At 59.8% G+C, this 20,814-nt stretch carries 11 protein-coding genes; 10 read left to right on the forward strand and 1 reads right to left on the reverse strand.

Translation table 11 applies throughout. The features are described from left to right. Positions 1-262: 262 nt before the first annotated feature. On the forward strand, positions 263-7,582 hold the full coding sequence (locus JZX87_RS03885) for a beta strand repeat-containing protein (RefSeq protein WP_206824028.1): 7,320 nt from the start codon (positions 263-265) through the stop codon (positions 7,580-7,582). A gap of 67 nt (positions 7,583-7,649) precedes the next feature. Here JZX87_RS03885 and JZX87_RS03890 read toward each other — a convergent pair whose 3' ends face one another. Beyond that, positions 7,650-9,698: an O-linked N-acetylglucosamine transferase, SPINDLY family protein gene (locus JZX87_RS03890; protein WP_206824030.1), complete on the reverse strand. Its 2,049-nt coding sequence runs from the start codon at positions 9,696-9,698 to the stop codon at positions 7,650-7,652. Between the two features lie 493 nt (positions 9,699-10,191). Here JZX87_RS03890 and JZX87_RS03895 point away from each other — a divergent pair, with 493 nt between their 5' ends. From JZX87_RS03895 to JZX87_RS03935, 9 genes are all read left to right on the forward strand, one after another. Next, positions 10,192-10,623: a hypothetical protein gene (locus JZX87_RS03895; protein ID WP_206824033.1), complete on the forward strand. Its 432-nt coding sequence runs from the start codon at positions 10,192-10,194 to the stop codon at positions 10,621-10,623. Between the two features lie 88 nt (positions 10,624-10,711). After that, the gene (locus tag JZX87_RS03900; RefSeq protein WP_206824035.1) at positions 10,712-12,424 is read left to right on the forward strand and encodes a GumC domain-containing protein; all 1,713 of its coding nucleotides are present in this window, start codon (positions 10,712-10,714) and stop codon (positions 12,422-12,424) included. Between the two features lie 119 nt (positions 12,425-12,543). Beyond that, positions 12,544-13,443 carry a bifunctional methylenetetrahydrofolate dehydrogenase/methenyltetrahydrofolate cyclohydrolase FolD gene (gene folD / locus JZX87_RS03905; RefSeq protein ID WP_183823275.1) on the forward strand — a complete coding sequence of 300 codons (900 nt, stop codon included), beginning with the start codon at positions 12,544-12,546 and terminating at the stop codon, positions 13,441-13,443. A gap of 145 nt (positions 13,444-13,588) precedes the next feature. After that, on the forward strand, positions 13,589-14,950 hold the full coding sequence (locus JZX87_RS03910; RefSeq protein ID WP_206824037.1) for an ABC transporter substrate-binding protein: 1,362 nt from the start codon (positions 13,589-13,591) through the stop codon (positions 14,948-14,950). Positions 14,951-15,135: 185 nt separating this feature from the next. Then, positions 15,136-16,149: a carbohydrate ABC transporter permease gene (locus tag JZX87_RS03915; protein WP_206824039.1), complete on the forward strand. Its 1,014-nt coding sequence runs from the start codon at positions 15,136-15,138 to the stop codon at positions 16,147-16,149. Between the two features lies 1 nt (position 16,150). Then, complete coding sequence (locus JZX87_RS03920; protein ID WP_183823268.1) at positions 16,151-17,320, forward strand: carbohydrate ABC transporter permease; 1,170 nt, start codon at positions 16,151-16,153, stop codon at positions 17,318-17,320. A gap of 37 nt (positions 17,321-17,357) precedes the next feature. Then, positions 17,358-19,025 (forward strand): beta-galactosidase BglA, encoded by a 1,668-nt coding sequence (gene bglA, locus JZX87_RS03925; RefSeq protein ID WP_206824041.1) that lies wholly within the window; start codon positions 17,358-17,360, stop codon positions 19,023-19,025. Between the two features lie 24 nt (positions 19,026-19,049). After that, on the forward strand, positions 19,050-20,138 hold the full coding sequence (locus JZX87_RS03930; protein ID WP_206824043.1) for an ABC transporter ATP-binding protein: 1,089 nt from the start codon (positions 19,050-19,052) through the stop codon (positions 20,136-20,138). A 279-nt stretch (positions 20,139-20,417) separates the two neighbouring features. Beyond that, entirely contained in the window at positions 20,418-20,774 is a 357-nt protein-coding gene (locus JZX87_RS03935; RefSeq protein WP_183684951.1) for a hypothetical protein, read from the forward strand. Positions 20,775-20,814 lie beyond the last annotated feature (40 nt).

A 20,814-nucleotide genomic window follows, 5' to 3' on the forward strand; every position in this document is an offset into this window, starting at 1 on the left:
TGCTGTGGCTGCATCGTGCCGGCACGTTGCGCTGAAAAGTGGATACTCAATCATATTTCTCTGTGGCTGTAGCAATGCTTCAGCTTCGCACAAGTCGGCCCCCCTACAGCTTCTGATATGACCAGCATGAAAAGCTGGTTGCAGCTCGCCATTCCAGGGAGGAGGGGGCGGCGAGAATTTGTTTCCTCGCATTGTTCGCCATACCGCGGAAGCCATTCCCGGGTTTGTTTTAGGCATTTGATCCAGCGTCAAGGCTCCACACATGACTACGACCATTTCCTCGCTCAGCGTTACCCAGATCAGGTCGCTTTCGACGGCGGCAGTTGCGGCGTGGACGACGGAGGACGTGGCGTCGCTGTCCACGGCCCAGATCAAGGCCCTATCTTCTGAACAGATTTCGGCGATGGACACGGAAGACATCGAAACGATGGATTCCCGTCAGTTGAGCGCCATCGCGACAAACGCGATCGTCGGCCTGACGATGGATCAGCTTGCCGTGCTCAGCAAGGTCGCTATCGAAAGCTTGAGCACAGGACAGGTTGCAGCGCTCACCACGGCGCAGCTGCTGGCGCTGTCTACGGATCAGGCCGAAGCACTGACGTCGTCGCAAGTCGGTTCATTGACGTCGGCACAGCTTGCGGCCTTGACGCCGGCCGATCTCGCGACCTTCTCGACGGCCGACATGGCAGCCATCAATCCGGCCGCGATCGGAGGCCTTACAACCAAAGTCATGGCGTCGTTGTCAACGGCGCAGGTTGCTGCGCTTTCCACCGGCTCGATCTCCAGACTGACGACCGACCAGATCGTGGCCTTGTCTACCGGACAGGTTGCGGCTTTGACGACTGCACAGGTCGGGGCTCTCAAGTCCCAGCAGGTCGCGGTTCTTGGAACCAACGATATCGCCGCGCTGTCGACCGAAAGCGTCGCAGCACTCAGCAACGGCGCGGCTCCCGGCCTGTCGTCGGCCCAGATCTCGGCCCTCTCATCGGCGCAGCTCGCCGCCGCCAACACGGCGCTCATTGCAAGCCTGACATCGACGCAGATCTCGGCACTGTCTACGGCTCAGGTCGCGGCCTTGACGTCAGCTCAGATTGGCGCGTTGAAAGTGCTGCAGGTTGCGGCGCTTAGCACAGCGATGGTCGGTGCTCTCACAACGATGCAGATCGCCTCCCTCAGCACCGGAAGCGTTTCCAGTCTGAGCACTGACCAGATCAATGCGCTGTCGGCGACACAGATTGCAGCATTGACGACGGCGCAGATGTCGGCGTTCAAGGCAACGCAGATCGTTGCCTTTTCGACGGGTGACATTGCAGGCCTGACGACAGCGCAGATTGCGGCCTTAGGCACGAAGTCCATTCTCGGTCTGACGACGGATCAGGTTGCGGCACTATCCACCAGCCAGGTTCAGGCACTGACTTCGACCCAGATCAGGGTCCTGTCATCGGATCAGGTCTCGGCTCTCGGTGCGGATGATATTGCAACCTTCTCTACCGATGAAATGGCGGCACTCAGCAACAAGGCTGTGGCCGGCCTCTCGACCGCAGTCATGGCATCGCTGGCGCCCGCTCAGGTCGCATCGCTAAGCACCAGCGCCGTGGCCGCTTTGTCTACGGATCAGTTTGACGCATTGAACACCGCCCAGATCGCGGCCCTGACGAACCTGCAGGTTGCCGTGCTGACATCGGCCCAGCTTGCCGTGTTGAATTCGGCAGACTTTGCGGCCTTCTCGACCGCCAATATTGCAGCTCTTACCAGCCGCAGCATTTCGGGTCTCAGCACCAGCGTCATGGCATCCTTGTCGACCGCACAGGTAGCGGCCTTGAGCGCGGCCGCGGTAGGAAAGCTTTCGTCTGATCAGATGGAAGTTCTTTCGGTAGCGCAGGCCGAAGCACTTACTTCCGCGCAGGTAAAAGTACTGACGTCTGCTCAGCTGGCGATGCTGACGCCGCAGCAGCTTGCAACATTCTCGACCGGTGACATGGCAGCGATCTCGAGCGCTGCAATTTCCGGTTTGAAGGCAGACGTTATCGCGTCGCTCTCCACCGCTCAGATCGCTGCACTGACCGCAAGCTCTGTCGGTGGACTGACGACCGAACAGCTCGACAGCCTGTCGCTGGCACAGATTAAGGCGATGAGCACTGACCAGATTGGCGCGCTCAGGACCTCGCAGATCGCCGCGATTGGATCGGAAGGCGTGGCGGCTTTGTCCACTGCACAGATTGCAGCCTTGTCCGCCGCTGCGGTGTCTCGTCTGACTGTCGCCCAAGTCGCCGCCTTGAGTTCAAGCCAGGCCGAAGCCCTCACCACGGCACAGGTTAAGGCGCTTACTTCCGCCCAGGTTGCTGCGCTGGATCCCGAAGATCTGGCCACCTTCTCGACTGCGGAGATAGCCGCGCTCACCACGGGTACAATTCCAGGGTTGAGTACCGCGACCTTGCAGGCGTTGTCGACTGCACAGATTGCCGCCCTCACGACCGTTGCCGTCGCCAAAATGACGACCGAGCAGATGGCCGCCTTGAGCGGTATTCAGCTTGCGGCATTGACCACCGCTCAAGTGGGAGCCTTGTCCTCCTCGCAGCTCGGGGCGATCGACACGGAAAGCCTGCTTGGTTTGTCTGCCAAGTCCTTCGCGGCAATTACCTCTGCGGCTATGGCAGGTCTTTCGACCGATACGGTCGCGGCCTTGTCCACGGCCCAGATCGCCGCGCTGAGCACATCGGCAGTCGCCGCCATGTCGACAGCCCAGGTCGCAGTCCTGTCCAGCGGTCAGGCATCGGCTTTGACCACCACACAGGTCAAAGCGCTGACTTCAAAGCAGATCGGGGCATTGCCGACCGAAACGCTGGTATCGCTTTCCAGCGGTCAGATCGCATCGTTGAACACGGCTGCGTTTGCCGCTCTCTCGACCGATCAGATCGCTTCTCTGACGTCGCTTCAGCTTGCAGCTCTTTCCACGGCCCAAGTCGCGGCTCTGACTTCGCTCCAGGTCGGCGCACTTTCGTCGGAGGCTATCGCGGCCTTCTCTGCAGCCCGGCTTTCCGTGCTTAACTCAGGTGCCGTCGCCGCCTTGTCCACGGACGTGATCGCGGCCCTTTCCACGGCACAGGTCGCCGCTCTCAGCACCGCGGGTATCGCCAGCCTTACGACGGACCAGATCGCTGCTCTGTCGACGGCGCAAGTGGATGCGTTGTCGACGCTGCAGATAGGCGTTCTGAAGTCATCACAGCTCGCAGCATTGAGCACTGCAGACCTTGCGACCTTCTCGACAGCCGATATCGCGGCGATCGGTGCGAAGGCGATAGCGGGCCTGAGCAGTAGCGCGCTTGCTTCATTGACGAGCGATCAGCTCGGTGCGCTCGGTGTAACGGCGATCGCCAATCTGACGAGCGACCAGATCGAAGCGCTCAGCTCGGCCCAGATCGACGCCCTGTCGACCAAGCAGGTCGCCGCCCTGACCTCGGCACAGGTGGCGGCGTTGAGTGCGACCGCAATCGGGCATTTCAGCTCCGCGCAGATTTCGGCGCTGAGCACGGCCGGCATGAAAGGCTTGAGCGAAGATCACATCGCAGCCCTGACGGCCGCACAAATCTCGGCTCTGTCGACTCTCCAGATGTCGACGCTGAGTTCGATGCAGATCGCGGCTTTCGGCACGGATGATATTGCCTCACTTTCCACGGCGCAGGTCGCGGCACTGAGCACGGCTGGCATTACTGGTTTGTCGACAAGACAGGTCGCAGCCTTGTCGACGGCGCAGGTCGATGCCCTGACCGCCACTCAGATTGCTGTATTGAGCATCGACCAGATCGAGGTTCTTGATCCGGCCGATATCGCGACCTTCTCGACGAAAGAGATGGCCGCAATCAGCTCAGCCGCCATTTCGGGGTTGTCGACATCGGCCTTGGCTTCCTTGTCTACCGCCCAGATCGCGGCGCTCAGTGCCAGCGGCATTACCGGTTTGACTACCGGGCAAATCTCGGCTCTGCTCTCGAGCCAGGTCTCGTCACTGACGACGAAACAGATTGCGTCGCTGAGCGCCACCCAGGCGGCCGCCCTTGGCACGGATGACATCGCAGCCATGTCCACTGCCCAGGTCTCGTCTTTCAGCACGGCGGGTATTTCCGGCCTGACGACGAAACAGGTTGCAGCGCTTTCAACTGCGCAGGCGGGAGCCTTGACCAGCGTTCAGGTTGCGGCATTGAGTTCCGCCCAGGTCGCGGTTATTGGAACGGAAAACATCAAGAGTTTCTCCACGTCTGATGTTGCAGCCATTCATACGGATGCGATTTCCAGCCTGACGACGGCTGTCATCGCAACGCTTTCTACGGGCCAGATTGCATCCTTGACCACCAGCGCGATCGCGTCGCTGACGACGAAGCAGGTTGCAGCGCTCAGCACGGGGCAGATCGCCGCCCTATCGAGCAAGCAGGTCGGCGCTCTGACGTCACAACAGATAGCGGCTCTTGGTGCGGACGATCTCGAAGCACTCTCCAGCTCGGCCCTCTCGGCAATCAGCTCCGCTGCGATAGGAGGCCTGTCTACCGATACGCTGGCATCGCTGTCGAACGAAATGATTGCCGGCCTCGGCACCTCGGCGATCGCTGGTCTCACCACCAGACAGATTGCGACACTGAGTACCGACCAGATCGGCGCGCTGACGACGCGCCAGATGGGAGCTTTGAACTCTTACCAAGCGGCAGCGCTGTCGAGCGACGACCTTGCAGCTTTGACGACCGGCCAGATCGCGGCCTTGAGCACCGCAGGTATTTCGGGGCTTTCCTCGGGTCAGATAGAGGCGCTGACGACTGCCCAGACAGAAGCACTGACCGCCACGCAAGTGGCCTCAATGACCTCCAAACAGGTCGCGGCACTTGGCGCCGATGATCTTGCATTGTTTGCGACCAGGGAAATCGCTGCCCTGAGTTCCAGCGCCGTTGCCGGATTGTCCTCCGCGACACTTGCATCTCTCTCCAATGATCTCGTTGCCGCCTTCAGCACGGCTGCAATTACCAGTCTGTCGACGAGCCAGATGGCTGCATTTTCGACAACGCAGCTTGCGGCAATGACGAGCAGTCAGGTCAGTGCACTGAATTCGAAACAGCTTGAAGCGCTGGGGACGAGCTATATCGCCTCCCTCTCGACGGAGGAGATTGCGGCTCTCAGCACGGCAGTCATTGCCGGCCTTTCGACTGCGCAGATCGCCACGCTTTCGACCGCGCAGGCCGAAGCGCTGACGAGTTCACAGATTGCGGTCCTGAATTCCAACCAGATCGCCGCGCTTGGCAGTGACGACCTGGCCCTTTTCACGACCCGGGAGATTGCTTCGCTAAGCGCGAGCGCGATTGCCGGCCTCTCGACAGACGTCCTTGCATCGCTAACGACCGACAAGATCGAGGCGCTCAGCTTCTCGAATATTGCAGCGCTTTCCACCGCCCAGGTGGCAGCTCTCGGCAGCAACCAGTTGGAGGCCCTCACAACCGCTCAGATCGGCCATCTGTCATCGAGGCAGATCGGCGCGCTCGGTGCGGCAGGCATATCGGTGCTCTCCACCGGTCAGATCGCCGCCATGGCAACGGCTGGACTGGCCGGCCTGACCTCGGCCCAGGTGAATGCGATGTCGACCAGCCAGGTCGAGGCACTGACGAGCACGCAAGTTGCGGTTCTGACCTCGGCGCAGGTCGCGGCCCTCGGCACCGACGATCTGGCAGTCTTCTCGACAAAGGAACTTGCGGTTCTCGGCTCAAGCGCCATTGCCGGCCTGTCCACCGCTGTGCTTGCAGCACTCTCGACCGAGCAGATCGCGTCGCTGAGCTCTGCCGCAATCGGTCAGCTTACCACCAGCCAGGTCGCGGCGTTGAGCACCGCGCAGATCGATGCCCTGACAACGGCCCAGTTCGGTGCCCTCGGTTCCAAGCAGATCGCGGTCCTCGGTACCGATGCAATCGCAGGCCTCTCGACCGACCAGATCGCAGCGTTTGGCACGGCCGGTATTGCGGGGCTGACGGCTGCCCAGATCGCGGCGCTTACCACCAGCCAGGTCGAAGCCCTGACGTCGACGCAGATCGGCGCACTTAATTCGGCCCAGGTGGCGGCTTTCGGCACCGACGACCTTGAAGTCTTCTCGACTGCCGATATTGCTGCCCTGAGTTCCAGCGGCGTGGCGGGATTGACGACCACTGTTCTTGCTGCGCTCTCGACTGAACAGATCGCGCATCTGAGCGCTGCGGGCATTGCCGGTCTCACCAGCAGCCAGATTACCGCGCTTACGACGGTTCAGGCGGAAGCGTTGACGACGACTCAGATCGCAGCGCTCAACTCCAGGCAGATATCCGCACTCGGCCTTGACGATCTTGCGACCTTCACGACCGACGAGATTGCAGCCATCAGTTCTATGGCCATCTCGGGTCTGTCGACCAGCACCGTTGCCGCGCTGACGACGGAGCAGATTGCGGCCCTCGGAACGGCAGCTATCGCTGGTCTCACAACCGGCCAGATCGCCGCACTGAGCCTGAACCAGCTCGAGACCCTATCAACGGCTCAGATCGGCGTTCTCTCGTCGAGCCAGGTGGCCGTGCTGACAACTGTCGAAATCGCGGCTCTGACAACGGCGCAGATCGCGGCACTCAGCACATCCGGCATCGCAGGTCTGACGAGCGGACAGGCCAGTGCATTGACACTGGACCAGATTTCCGCGCTGTCGACGACGCAGATCGCGGCGCTGACATCGACAGCCATATCGGGACTGACCGCGGAGGATCTGGAATCCTTCTCGACCGAAAAGCTTGCCGCAATCTCGTCCACAGCGATTGCCGGCCTATCGACGAGCTTCATCGCGGCTCTTTCAACGCAGGAGCTCGCGGCGCTCGGGACCGCCGGTATCTCCGGTCTGACCAGCGCCCAGGTCGATGCATTGACGGCAGAACATCTCGACTCGCTGTCGACGGCGCAGATTGCGGCCTTCAGCTCGGCAGGCCTTTCCGGCCTCACCACCGAGGACATGGCCGCATTCTCGACTGCGGATCTCGCAGCCATTGGCACCGCCGCAATCAAGGGCCTGTCCACCGCGATCATCGCATCGTTGACGACGGAGCAGATCGGCGCACTCTCTGCCAGCCAGGTTGGTGGTCTGAACTACAATCAGATCGTCGCTCTCTCCACCGCCCAGGTCGCAGAGCTGACTACAGCCCAAATCGGCGCGCTCAACGCGCTGCAGGCAGCAGCGCTGGGTACTGACGATATCGCTGTCTTCACGACGGGCGAGATTGCCGCGCTGAACACCGGGGCGATCTCCGGTCTGACCTCGTCGGTCATTTCGTCGCTCACCACGGCGCAGGCAGAAGCCCTGACCCCGACCCAGGTCAACTCCCTGACCTCGTCTCAGCTCGCCGCCCTGTCCAATGATGGATTGGCCACGTTCTCGACCGAGGATATTGCAGCCTTCAACAGCGTCGCTCTCCCCGGCCTGTCGACGGAAAGCATCGTGGCCATGTCGAGCGCACAGCGTGACACGCTGATCGAGACCCATATGGCAGCGCTGAGCCCTGCTCAGGTCTCCGCGATCATCTCGCTTTATCTGGCAGCGTAAGGATGCTGTCGGGAAGGCTGGTATAAATGAGAACCACCGCTCATTGAGAGCGGTGGTTTGTTTCTTTCTATCGGTCTGCAGCAGTCCACAGACGGTTGTCAGCCTCTATCGGCGACTGGTCGTCCCAATCGGTAAGCCTTTCGCGATAATGTCGCCGATAGTCGCTATCGTCGCAGTATTCGACATGGGCCTGAACGAGATCTGCGCCGATCTCGTAATAGATTTCCATGTTGCGCAGGTCCGGCACCGGCGTCTCGCCGCGTTCGCACTCCCCCTGCATTTCCCAGAAGATCTCTTCCAGTCTGCGGGCGAGGCCGGGAATGTCGCGAAGCACGCTGCTTTCGCGTCGTGCCGCAAGCTGGTCCCGGATTGCCTTCAGGCTGGCCGGGTTCTTCACATAGCCGATTGCCTTCGCCACATAATCTTCCGGATCGCTGCACAGCAGTTCCGGCACGCCCGCGGCATGGACGATACTGTGGCAGAAACGGGCGGCAAAGCTGCGGCCCGGGAAAGTCAGCACCGGCAGACCCATCGTCAGGGCATCGGCCCCGGTGGAGTGGGCGCCATAAGGGAACGTATCGAGGAACAGGTCGGCAGCAGCGATACGCGCCAGATGCTGCGCATTCGGCGCCTTCGGTGCAAATATGATCCGGTCGCTGTTGATCCCGGCCTTCTCCGCACTTTCACGCAGCCGCTGGTCCACCTTGTCGCCGCCGGTCAAAAGCCAGAGCACGCCGTCTGGAGCTTCTCGCAGGATTTGCATCCAATGACCGAACGTGGTTTCGGTGATCTTCTGCATGCCGTTGAAGCAAGCGAAGACGAACTTGTCCTTCGGCAGCCCGGCATCCGCGCGTGTCGGTTTGTCCGCGATGGCACGCTTCCGGTCGATCGGCTGGTTGCAGGCGATGCGGAAGACCTTTTCGGAATAGTAGATCTCGTTATCCGCCGGAATGATATGCTCGTCGGCGATCATATATTGATGGAATGGACTGCCCATCGAACCCGGATAACCGCAGAAATTGACGATCACCGGTGCCGGACGATAGGCGAAGATCTTTGTCCGCGCATGTTTCGTATAACCGTTGACGTCGACAAGGATGTCGATCTCGTCGTCGCCGATCAGCTTGGCAGCCTCTGCATCGCTCATCGTCGCGATATCACGCCAGCAATCGACAGACGCCTTCATCCGCGTCTGGGTTTCGTCCCGCAGCACCGGATCGCCGCAATAATAGGCGTAGATCTCGACGCTTTCCTTGTCATGCAGTTCGAGCACTTCCCGGAGCGCGAAGCCGACTGCATGGTCGCGCAGGTCGGAGGAAACGTAACCGACCCGAAGGCGCTCGCCGGTTCCGGTCTTCTGTTTCGGCGTACGGCGCTGCAGCTCCTTCGTCTCGACGCGCCCGACCAGCGACCTGTTGTAGCGATAGGCCTTGGCAAGCTGGAACATCGGATCGTCCGAATAGCAGGCAAGCGTCAGTGGCGACATGGCATCAATCATCTGCCGCTGCGTGGCATGGGTCGATGGTGTCAGCACCGGCCATTTGCATTGGCGCTGCCGAAGCGCGCTCCAGTGCTGTCCGGCCTCCGGCTTGTCGGGGCGCAGTTCGATCGCCTGCCACAGTGCAGTTTCGGCTTCCTCCAGAAGACCGGCATTTTCCATCACGCGGCCGATATGCTGCAGCGTCATCAGCCGGTGGCTGACCCGGTCGGCGGTACTTTCGGCGGTGAGCGCGGTATAAGCCTGCCACTGCTGGATGGCCTGAACGGCAAGACCACCGTCTTCAAGCGCGCGACCGAGATTGATATGGGCAGCGCCAAAAGCGGGATCGAGCTTCAGGCAGGCGCGCAAGGCGTTGATCGTACCGGCAAGGTCGTTCAATTGCCGGAGCGTGACCGAATAATTGAAATAGACGAGATGCAGGAATGGATTGCCATCGTTGAAGGCGATCCAGGCCTTGTAGATTTCCGCGGCCTCTGCCTTCTGCCCGGCAGCACTTCGGCTTTCCGCAACGGTGAAGAGATCGGTGAAGGCGAGCCGCTGGGTGCGCGCAAGTTCCAGAATTTCGGCGAGCGGGGCGTTGGGAGATAAGCTCATCTTGTCGACCTTGGCATCCATAAAGTTCTGCAATTTATGATGTAGGCAATATCGTCGCCGGCCTTGCCTGGACATGCGCCGGCATCATGCCGACCCCTGAGGTCTTATCGCCTTGCATCAACCATCGGCAAGGCTGCGCAAATATGTGTCCCCATCGGATTCACAGAAGTCTGGCCGCTGCGCTAACATGATACCTGGGTGATGCCGCATAATCACGCAACGGTTGCATTTTAGCCTTTTACTTAAATGTCGCTTGAGGACACGCTGTTACACGATCGGACAGGTGACGCTGTCTGATCGAGTCGGTAATGAGCGAAAGCATGAATTCTTCAACTGGTCCTGTATCCCGCACATTTTGCGGTCTGCCGGTATCGGCCCTGGATTGGAATGCGGCTCTCGCCCATGCGGAAGAGCTTGCTCTGGCAAAGGGGCATGAACTATCGCTTTCCTCGACGATGCACAGCTCCTGGGCGCGCTGTTTGGGTTTGCTCGCGGCAAGATATCGGAGCGACATATGTTTCTGCCGGTCGGTGGGGCCTTTCAGCACATTCTGATGAAGTTTTTCCATCGTAAACCGCCGTTCGACGCCAGGTTTTCTCCCGATCGCTTTATTCCTGCTCTGCTTACCTATTTTGAAGAACCACGCCGTGTGGGCATCATCGGCGATGACAAGAGCCGCGCGGAGTTGCTTTGCACGCATTTCGCCCGTCATACCCCGTGGCACGATTTCGTCGGCATCTCGTCTGACGCGAACCTGTCGGGCCGGTTGGATCTGGTGATCGTCGATGCGACAGACCCGCATGTATCTGAGCATATTGCGGGTGGTCTGCGTGGCGCCGATATCGGGCTCGTCGTATTGGCGGGCAGGGGGCTTCGCCGGCTCGCTAAAACGCCTCCCGTTTCCTCCGGTCTTCAATCTTCAGTTTCCAAGCCGTCTTTCGCCTGACGGTTAACCTTTTGTTTGCCACGAAAATTTAGACTGCATTAATCAATGCGGGCAATGTCGGCTCCGCTGCGCGCAGAGGTGGTGAGCAATGTATGCCGATGCAAAGGACAGGCAAGCGCCCGACGGGATGCCGTCGATCTTTCGCCGGCTCCATTCAGCTTTCCTGGCATTTAGTCCGGCGCTGGCAATGACAGCGGCTTTCGGCATCACCATACCTTTTGTCGCCATGCAGCTCCAAGGCGTCCAATTTAAAGCCGAGACGCAGGTAGCAGTCACCACCCAGCACGGCGAGGCGATCCATTCCGCCATCGAAGAGCTGGGTTCCAAGACGGTGCTGGACAATGTCATTCGCGCCCTCAACCTTGAAAGCGTAGAGGAAAACCGCCCCAGCATAGCCCGTGTTGTCTCCGAAGTTGTTTCGGGTGAGGTGACGACGGTTTCGCAGGTGGAGGAAGTCGCCCGCCAGAAATTACGCGATGCAATGTCCGTTTCTTACGACGCTGCCGGCGCCAGAATAGTGCTCGGTGCCAAGGCAGATGATCCCCAGACAGCCGCTGTTATCGCCAATCAGCTGGCAAGCGAACTCCGGCGCTCGCTTGTTGCGAATATTGGTGAAACGCCAAGCCCGCAGGTGGATGCGATGCGCAAGGCGGCCGCCAGGGCCGAATCCGCGCTCACAGGTTTTGTCGGCAAGCTGGATGAAGGCACGCGCGCAAAACTGCAGTCGTTGCAGGACGAGCGTCGCAAGCTTGAGACCGATATCTCCGATACCGAACGGCATCTTGCGGACGTGGCTGAAAAGCAGCAGATGGCGTCGTCGATGAAGCTCGCCGATGTACTTGCCAAGCCGCTTCCCGACAGCCTGGAATTTACGGGTCTTGAATACGAACGGCAACGTTATGTGCAGGCGGAGCTTGCCGTCCAGCAGCTCGCGGTCAATCTTGGTCCGCTTCATCCACGGCTGGTGGCGGCTCAGGGCGCTCTCGACGGTGCCAAACGGGATATCGGCAGCGCATTGCGCCAGCTTGTGGCCTCGCTCAAGGATGATCTTGCTACAACGACGAAGGCCCTTGCCGAGCTTAAGGATCGCAAGGCGGCTCTCGACGCGGACAGGCCGTTGAACGACACGGCCGCACAGCTTTCATCGCTTCATGCTTCAGCCGAAGAGGCCCGCCATAACCTCGATAAGATCGAAGCGGCATCCACTTCATCCAGGCCAGTTGCCGTCTCGCTCCCGCCTGTTCTGCGCGCTGCATCGCCAGATTTAGCGGAGCGTCTCGGTCCCGACCTGATCAGGCTTGCAGGTCTCGGGGCGCTCCTCGGGCTTCTTGCCGGTCTCCTGTTGTCGGCGCTGCGTTATCGGCGTCAGTCGCAGCTTGCGACCGAATTCGAAGATATGCCCGTTCAACTGGACTTGCCCGAGCACGATCTGCAGGTCGAGCCTGCCGCGGCGCACGCCATTGATGAAAGCGCATTGCTTTATGAACATGGCCACAATGAGCGCCTTCCCGCTGACGATCCGGTCGAGGAACGGCTGGCTGCAAACGATACCGCTTTCGGCGATCGGATACGTTCCTTGCTCATCGAAAACCGGATGACCTTGAAAGAGACGGATCTGCCGCCGCATGTTGCAGCCTTGGTCGATGAGTCCCGGACACGTCGCGGCGAGGAGAGCTGGCAGCGTTGGGATGACGCCGTTGACTATGATCAGGAAGAGCTGCTCAAGTTGCAGCGCGAACTCGCCGAGCTTCGCGAACTGGTGGTCGAACACGCTGCCCGTCAGCTGAAGGCCACGGGCTGATCAAGCGCCACCCGGCATAAACTCCTTGCATTTGCCTGATCTGGACAGCATAGGGCGTGCACGGGCAATCGGCCCTCCGCCGATCCCCTAAATTGACGCTGAGAAGCGAGGAGTTCACCGTGGCATTTGTGATCGATGGCAAGGAAGCAGCCGCTTCCGTGATTTCCGCCGTAACCGAAGCATCCGTATCGCTGGAAGGCAAAACCGGTATCAAGCCGGGCCTCGCGGTCGTCATCGTCGGCGAAGATCCGGCAAGCCACGCTTACGTCAATTCCAAGGGCAAGATGGCCAAGCAATGCGGCTTCAACTCCATCCAGCACACACTGCCGGAAGAGACGACGCAGGAAGAACTGCAGGCACTGGTCGACACGCTCAACGCCGATCCGGCAGTTCACGGCATTCTCGTCCAGCTGCCGCTGCCGAAACATTTCGACAGCGATGCCATCATCCAGTCCATCCTGCCGGAAAAGGACGTCGATGGCCTGAACATCGCCAATGCCGGCAAGATTGCCACGGGCGACCTCGATACCGGCCTCATCTCCTGCACTCCGGCCGGCTCGATGCTGCTCGTCAAGCGCGTCCATGGTGAAGACCTTTCGGGTCTCAATGCCGTCGTCATCGGCCGTTCCAACCTGTTCGGCAAACCGATGGGTCTGCTTCTTCTGGCAGCCAATGCCACCGTCACCATGGCGCATTCGCGAACCAGGGATCTCGCTTCCGTCTGCCGCAATGCCGATATTCTCGTCGCAGCTGTCGGTCGGGCCGAAATGGTCAAGCGCGACTGGGTCAAGCCGGGCGCAACCGTTATCGATGTCGGCATCAACCGCGTGCCGGCTCCCGAAAAGGGTGAGGGCAAGACCAAGCTCGTCGGCGACGTCGCTTTTGCCGAAGCCTCGGAGGTTGCTGCCTCGATTACGCCCGTTCCGGGCGGCGTCGGGCCGATGACGATTGCCATGCTGATGGCCAACACCGTCATCGCCGCACACCGCGCCTGCAGCCTACCCGTGCCGAAGTTCTAAAATTTGCACATTTGTCGCGCCGTGGTTGCACGATAGCCCCTTGATTCCTCAGCGGGAGCGTTAAATCATCACTCCGGTTGCCACGTCGTCGCATGTGGCAATCTTTCAGGTCGACTTAAACGATTTTGAGAGGGAGGAGGATTTGATGAGGACTTCTGTTTGGATCGGCACCGCTGCGGTGGCCTTGATCGCAGGCATGGCACATGCGCAGGAACTGAAGTTTCCGCCGGGCCAGGATGCCAAGTTCAACTGGAAGAGCTATGAGGATTTCAAGGCTGCGCATGCCGACCTCAAGGGCCAGAACCTGACCCTGTTCGGTCCGTGGCGCGGCGAGGACGAGGTGCTGTTCAACAGCGTGCTTGCCTATTTCAACGCTGCCACCGGCATCAACGGTAAATACTCCTCCTCCGAAAACTACGAGCAGCAGATCGTCATCGATACCCAGGCAGGGTCACCGCCCAACATCGCCATCATCCCACAGCCGGGCCTTCTGGCTGATCTATCCACCAAGGGTTTTCTCACCTCGCTTGGCCAGGAAAACGCCGACTGGGTCAAGACCAATTACGGCTCCGGCGAAGACTGGGTTCGCTACGGCACCTACAAGGGCAAGGATGGCAAGGAAGGTTACTTCGGCTTCCCCTTCAAGGCCGACCTCAAGTCCATGGTCTGGTACGTACCGGAAAATTTTGAGGAAGCCGGGTATGAAATCCCCAAGACCATGGAGGATCTGATCGCGTTGACCGACCAGATCGTCGAGGATGGCGGGGTGCCATGGTGCATCGGTCTCGGTTCCGGCGGCGCAACAGGCTGGCCGGCGACAGACTGGGTCGAGGACATGATGCTGCGCACCCAGACGCCGGAAACCTATGACAAGTGGGTATCGAACGAAGTGAAGTTCGACGATCCGGCCGTGGTCGGCGCGATCGAGGAATTCGGCAAGTTCGCCAAGAACGAGAAATATGTCGCTGGCGGCGTGGCAGCCGTTGCCTCGACCGATTTCCGCGACAGCCCCAAGGGCCTCTTCGACATTCCGCCGAAATGCTACCTGCATCATCAGGCATCCTTCGTCCCGTCCTTCTTCCCGCCGGACAAGGAACTTGGTGTGGATGCCGATTTCTTCTACATGCCGACCTATGCCTCCAAGCCTGAACTTGGCACGCCGGTTTTGGGCGCCGGCACATTCTTCGCCGTCACCAAGGATAGTCCTGCCGCCAAGGCCTTTATCGAATTCCTGAAAACGCCGATCGCCCATGAAGTGTGGATGGCGCAGGCCTCGTTCCTGACACCATATAAGGGCGTCAATCTCGATGCCTACGCCAACGAAGTCCTCAAGAAACAGGGCGAGTTACTGACAAAGGCAACCACCTTCCGCTTCGACGCCTCCGACCAGATGCCCGGCAAGATCGGCGCCGGCGCCTTCTGGACCGGCATGATCGACTATGTCGGCGGCAAGGATGCAAAGACGGCCGCAGGTGAAATCCAGAAAGCCTGGGACGGGTTGAAGTAGAAACTTCTTCTCTCGATTATGTCGGCGGCCCCTCATCCGCCTGCCGGCACCTTCTCCCCGCATGCGGGGAGAAGGAAGCAAGGCGCAACGTCTCGATAATCTCGGCCTTTGCGCAGGGCACGTTCTAGGGTGAGGGGCCAAGCAGACGAATGTCTGCGCTTAAGCCACAGATTGGGAGGGGCAGCATGGCATCGCAGATCGTATCGGCCTTCGGCGCGGTAATTGCCGGCGTGTTTGCCTGTGCGCTCTATTACTGGCTATCCGACAAGCTGCTGCAGATCATCCTGCCGGTGCGCTCGGGTGACGTGCAGAGGATCTCGGCCAATCTGAAGACCCACGCGGCGATCCGGCCCTGGCTGTTCCTCGGTCCCGCGCTGCTCTTGATGATCGTCTACCTCGTCTATCCCGTCATCGCGACCTTCATCCTGTCTTTCTATGACAGGTCAGGCGGCAATTTTGTCGGGCTGGCCAATTACTGGTGGGCGGCGACCGACGCACAGTTCCGCCAGTCGATCTTCAACAACATCCTCTGGCTTGCCGTCGTGCCTGCCGCCTGCACCTTCTTTGGCCTGGTCATCGCGGTGCTCACCGACCGCATATGGTGGGGCAATATCGCAAAAAGCCTGATCTTCATGCCGATGGCGATCTCCTTCGTCGGTGCTTCCGTGATCTGGAAATTCATCTACGAATACCGCGGCGCAGACGGCACCCAGATCGGCCTCCTCAACGCCATCGTGCAGTTCTTTGGCGGCGATCCGCAGGTCTGGATCGCCATGCCGATCTGGAACAACTTTTTCCTCATGGCGATCCTGATCTGGATCCAGACCGGTTTCGCCATGGTCATCCTGTCAGCCGCACTCCGTGGCATCCCCGAAGAGACGATCGAAGCAGCGGTCATCGACGGCGCCAATGGCTGGCAGATTTTCTGGAAGATCATGGTGCCGCAGATCTGGGGCACCATCGCGGTCGTCTGGACGACGATCACCATCCTCGTCCTGAAGGTTTTCGACATCGTGTTGACCATGACCAACGGCCAGTGGAACACGATGGTGCTGGCGAACCTGATGTTCGACTGGATGTTCCGCGGCGGTGGTGACAGCGGTCGAAGCGCCGTCATCGCGCTCGTCATCATGGCGGCTGTCACACCGATCATGATCTGGAACATCCGCCAGGCCAGCGAAGACCGGGGAGGGCACTGACATGAACGCAGCGATAAATCTCCGCCGTATCGGCTTGCCTCGCCTGATCGTTCACTTCTCCGTTCTGGTCATCTGCATCCTCTGGCTCATCCCGACGATCGGCATTCTCGTGACGTCCTTGCGAGAGCCGGGCCAGATCGCCTCATCCGGCTGGTGGACGGCCTTCAGCGGAGCAGCCGAAACCAGTGCGGCCCGACTCGGCGAGCCTTCGACCGCAAGACAGGACGGCCCCAACTACGTGATTTCCGGTTCGGTCTTCGATGGCGCCGATACCGGCCCGAAAGGCAGCGTCCGCGCCTTCGGCACCAAAGTCGCCGCCCCGACGGAATTTACAGCCGGTGAAGCTGCTGATCTTGGCGACGGCGAGACGCTGACCGTCAATGAGGACGGCACTTATGTCTATTCCAAGAACGCGCCCTTCACGGACAAGCGCGGCAAGCGTGTCTATCTTTCCGTCGCGCAGCCGCCGTCCTTCACGCTCGATAATTACCGCACGGTTCTGACCTCTCAAGGCATCGGTCAGGCCTTCATCAATTCGTTGACCGTCGCCATCCCGGCAACGATCATCCCCATCCTGATATCGGCTTTTGCGGCCTACGCGCTGTCATGGATGCAGTTCCCCGGCCGCGCGATCATCATCGCCGTCGTTGTCGGCCTGATCGTCGTGCCGCTGCAGATGTCGCTTATCCCGCTGCTGAAGATGTATAACGAGATCGGTGCCTTCTTCGGCATTGCGTCGCGCAGCTATGTTGGCATCTGGTTGGCGCATGCCGCCTTCGGCATGCCGCTCGCCATCTATCTCCTGCGCAATTACATCGCCGGTCTGCCGAAGGAAGTGATCGAATCCGCCCGTGTCGATGGCGCCAGCGACTTCGAGATCTTCGTCCGCATCGTGCTGCCTTTGTCTTTCCCGGCACTGGCTTCTTTCTCCATCTTCCAGTTCCTCTGGACCTGGAACGACCTTCTCGTTGCCATGGTTTTCCTCGGCACCGGCAAGGACCAGCTGGTGCTGACAGGCGCACTCAATGCGCTGCTCGGTTCCATGGGTGGAAAGTGGGAAATCCTCACCGCTTCCGCCTTCATCACCATTATCGTCCCGATTATCGTCTTTTTTGCACTGCAGCGTTATCTCGTTCGCGGCCTGCTGGCAGGCTCCGTCAAGGGCGGCTGAGGCCGCGGACGATCACCAGAACCAACAAGGATATTGAATGAGCATTTCCGCAGAAGCCGCAGCGACGCCCAGCAATGCCCCGGACCGGGATTGGTGGCGCGGTGCCGTGATCTATCAGATTTACCCGCGCTCCTTTCAGGATTCCAACGGTGACGGCATCGGTGACCTCAAGGGCATTACCGCCCGCCTTCCGCATATCGCAGCGCTTGGTGCCGACGCCGTATGGATCTCGCCCTTCTTTCCGTCGCCGATGAAGGATTTCGGTTACGATGTCTCGAATTACATCGATGTCGATCCGATGTTCGGCACGCTGTCAGATTTCGACGGCCTGATCGCCGAAGCCCATCGCCTCGGTATCAAGGTGATGATCGACCTCGTGATGTCCCATTCGTCCGACCAGCATCCCTGGTTCATCGAAAGCCGGTCTTCTCGCTTCAACCCCAAGGCCGACTGGTATGTCTGGTCGGATGCCAAGCCGGATGGTTCACCGCCCAATAACTGGCTGTCGATTTTCGGCGGATCCGCTTGGCACTGGGATCCGACGCGCATGCAATATTACATGCACAATTTCCTTACCTCCCAGCCGGACCTGAACCTGCATAATGCCGAGGTGCAGGATGCGCTGCTCGATCTGACCCGCTTCTGGCTGAAGCGTGGTGTCGATGGTTTTCGTCTCGACACGATCAACTTCTATTTCCACGACAAGGAGCTGCGCGACAATCCGGCGCTCGACCCTTCGCGCCGTAACGCCTCCACCGCGCCTGCGGTCAATCCCTATAACTTCCAAGAGCATCTCTACGACAAGAGCCGCCCGGAAAACATCGACTTCCTCAAGCGTTTCCGTGCCGTGCTGAACGAGTTTCCCGCCATCGCCGCCGTCGGCGAGGTCGGCGATAGCCAGCGCGGGCTGGAGATCGTCGGCGAATACACGTCCGGCGGCGACAAGATGCATATGTGCTACGCCTTCGAATTCCTGGCGCCAGATGTGTTGACGCCAGCACGCGTGGAGGAAACCCAGCATGCGTTTGCGGCCGCAGCGCCGGAAGGCTGGGTCTGCTGGGCCTTTTCAAACCACGATGTGGTGCGTCATGTCAGCCGCTGGGGCCAGGAGGTCCTTGATCGCGACGGCTACGCCAAGATGCTCTCCGCCATCCTTCTGTCCCAGCGCGGCTCGGTCTGCATCTATCAGGGAGAGGAACTGGGCCTGACGGAAGCCGATATCGCCTATGCCGATCTGCAGGATCCTTACGGCATCCAGTTCTGGCCGGAATTCAAGGGCCGTGATGGCTGCCGCACACCGATGGTCTGGGATGCGCAGGCGCTGCAGGCGGGCTTCTCGACGGCAGAACGTACCTGGCTACCCATCCCGGTCGAACACCAGCTGAGGGCCGTCAGCGCCCAATACGGTGATCCGGCCTCGGTGCTTGAGCAATACCGCCGCTTCCTCGCCTTCCGAAAGGCAACTCCTGCACTATCGAAGGGTGAGATCAGCTTCCTGACCATGGAAGAGCCGCTGCTCGCCTATGAGAGGCGCTACGGCAACGAGACCATCCTGTGCATGTTCAACATGAGTCCTAATTCCTCATCGACAGAATTGCCGGACGGAAACTGGGAAGTGCTGGAAGGGCATGGGTTCGAGACGCCGCTTGAAGGCAGCCAGATCGAGCTGCCGGCGTGGGGCGCGTTCTTCGCACGGCACGCGTGAGATAGGGAACAGGGGAGGACGGTCATGACCGGCGTAACGCTCAAGGAAATCCGCAAGTCCTATGGTCAGGTCAAGGTGCTGCATGGCATCGACCTCACAATAGAACAGGGCGAATTCATCGTCTTCGTCGGTCCGTCTGGCTGCGGAAAATCGACCCTGCTTCGAATGATCGCCGGGCTGGAAACAGTGACTTCCGGTGAGATGTCGATTGATGGAGAGGTCGTCAACGAAGTTCCTCCCTCGCGCCGCGGCATCGCCATGGTCTTCCAGTCCTATGCGCTCTATCCGCATATGACCGTTTACGACAACATGGCTTTTGGCATGCGGATCGCCCGCGAAAGCAAAACCGAGATCGATCGCCGCGTTCGCGCGGCGGCCGATATCCTGCAGCTCACGCCCTATCTCGAACGTCTGCCCAAAGCGCTCTCCGGTGGCCAGCGCCAGCGTGTCGCGATCGGTCGCGCCATCTGCCGCAATCCCAAGGTCTTCTTGTTCGACGAGCCCCTGTCGAACCTCGATGCGGCGCTGCGCGTCGCGACCCGCATCGAGATCGCCAAGCTCAAGGACAAACTTTCCGACACGACGATGATCTACGTCACTCACGATCAAGTCGAGGCCATGACGCTGGCGGATCGCATCGTCGTTCTGTCCGCTGGTAAGATCGAGCAGGTCGGGCCGCCGCTGGAGCTCTACGAGCGCCCGGCCAATCTTTTCGTTGCGCGTTTCATAGGCTCGCCGGCAATGAACATCCTGCCGGTGACGATCGGCGAACCCGGCGCCGAAACCTTGGTCACCCTCAAGGGTGGCCAGTCAACGAGCGTACCGATCACGGTACCCGCTGCCGACAGGGGCGCGAAGGCAAGTCTCGGCGTGCGTCCAGAAGATCTGGAGATTTGCATAAATGACGACTACCTCTTTGAGGGCCGCGTTTTGCTGGTCGAAGCGCTGGGGGAGGTGACCCTGCTTTATCTCGAAGGCGGAGCCGGCGAAGAGCCGGTCATCGTCAAATTGCCCGGCACGTCCGATGTTTCGAAGGGCGATATCGTTCGCCTCAAGGCTGCTCCTCAAAAGCTGCATCTTTTTAATGCTGAAGGCAGGACATATCGGGTCTGATCAAGGCTCTGTGAAACGAGAAGGCCGTTTCTGCGTCCCGATTTGCGCTGGCGGAATTAGCTTGCTCGTTTTCGCGTTTCGAAGAGAGGCGCAATGCCCTCGTCGGTAAGGGTGAGTTCACCACATTTCGCGAAGCGTCCATTTGTCCTGTGCTGAAACGGGACGTGCCAACCCCTTGTTAAACTTCACCACCTAGTCTTCTCATGCAAGTATAGGAGTATAGTCGTGGGTGCGGCGCCAATTAACAAAAATCATTATCTGAACAAGGAAGAGTCTTTCATGTATGACCGCGAACAGCGGTTCAAGATGGAAGATACGATGAATGCTGGCCGCATTGAATATACCGAAAAGGCAGTCCTCAACATGGCGCAGCGCCGCTGCGACGTCGTGCAGATTTCTCAGAGCGGCGCGGTCCTTGGCCTGCTGACGCAATATAATCTTCCTCAACAATTCTATCTCGATATCCCCGATGCCCGCATCAACAAGGTCGGTTGTGTCCTGATGCGCGTCAACATGAACAACACGATCGAAGTCCGCTTCCTGCGCCTGCTGAGCGATAAGGAACTCAACCGCATATTCGTCTTCTCCACCCATCCAAGGCACCGGGACCACAAGATGGATATCCGCACCTGGTAAGATAGATCGATAGACACAAAAAAGGCGGCCACCGGGCCGC

The sequence above is a fragment of the Agrobacterium sp. Ap1 genome (genome assembly GCF_017313375.1).
Lineage (GTDB): Bacteria > Pseudomonadota > Alphaproteobacteria > Rhizobiales > Rhizobiaceae > Neorhizobium > Neorhizobium cellulosilyticum.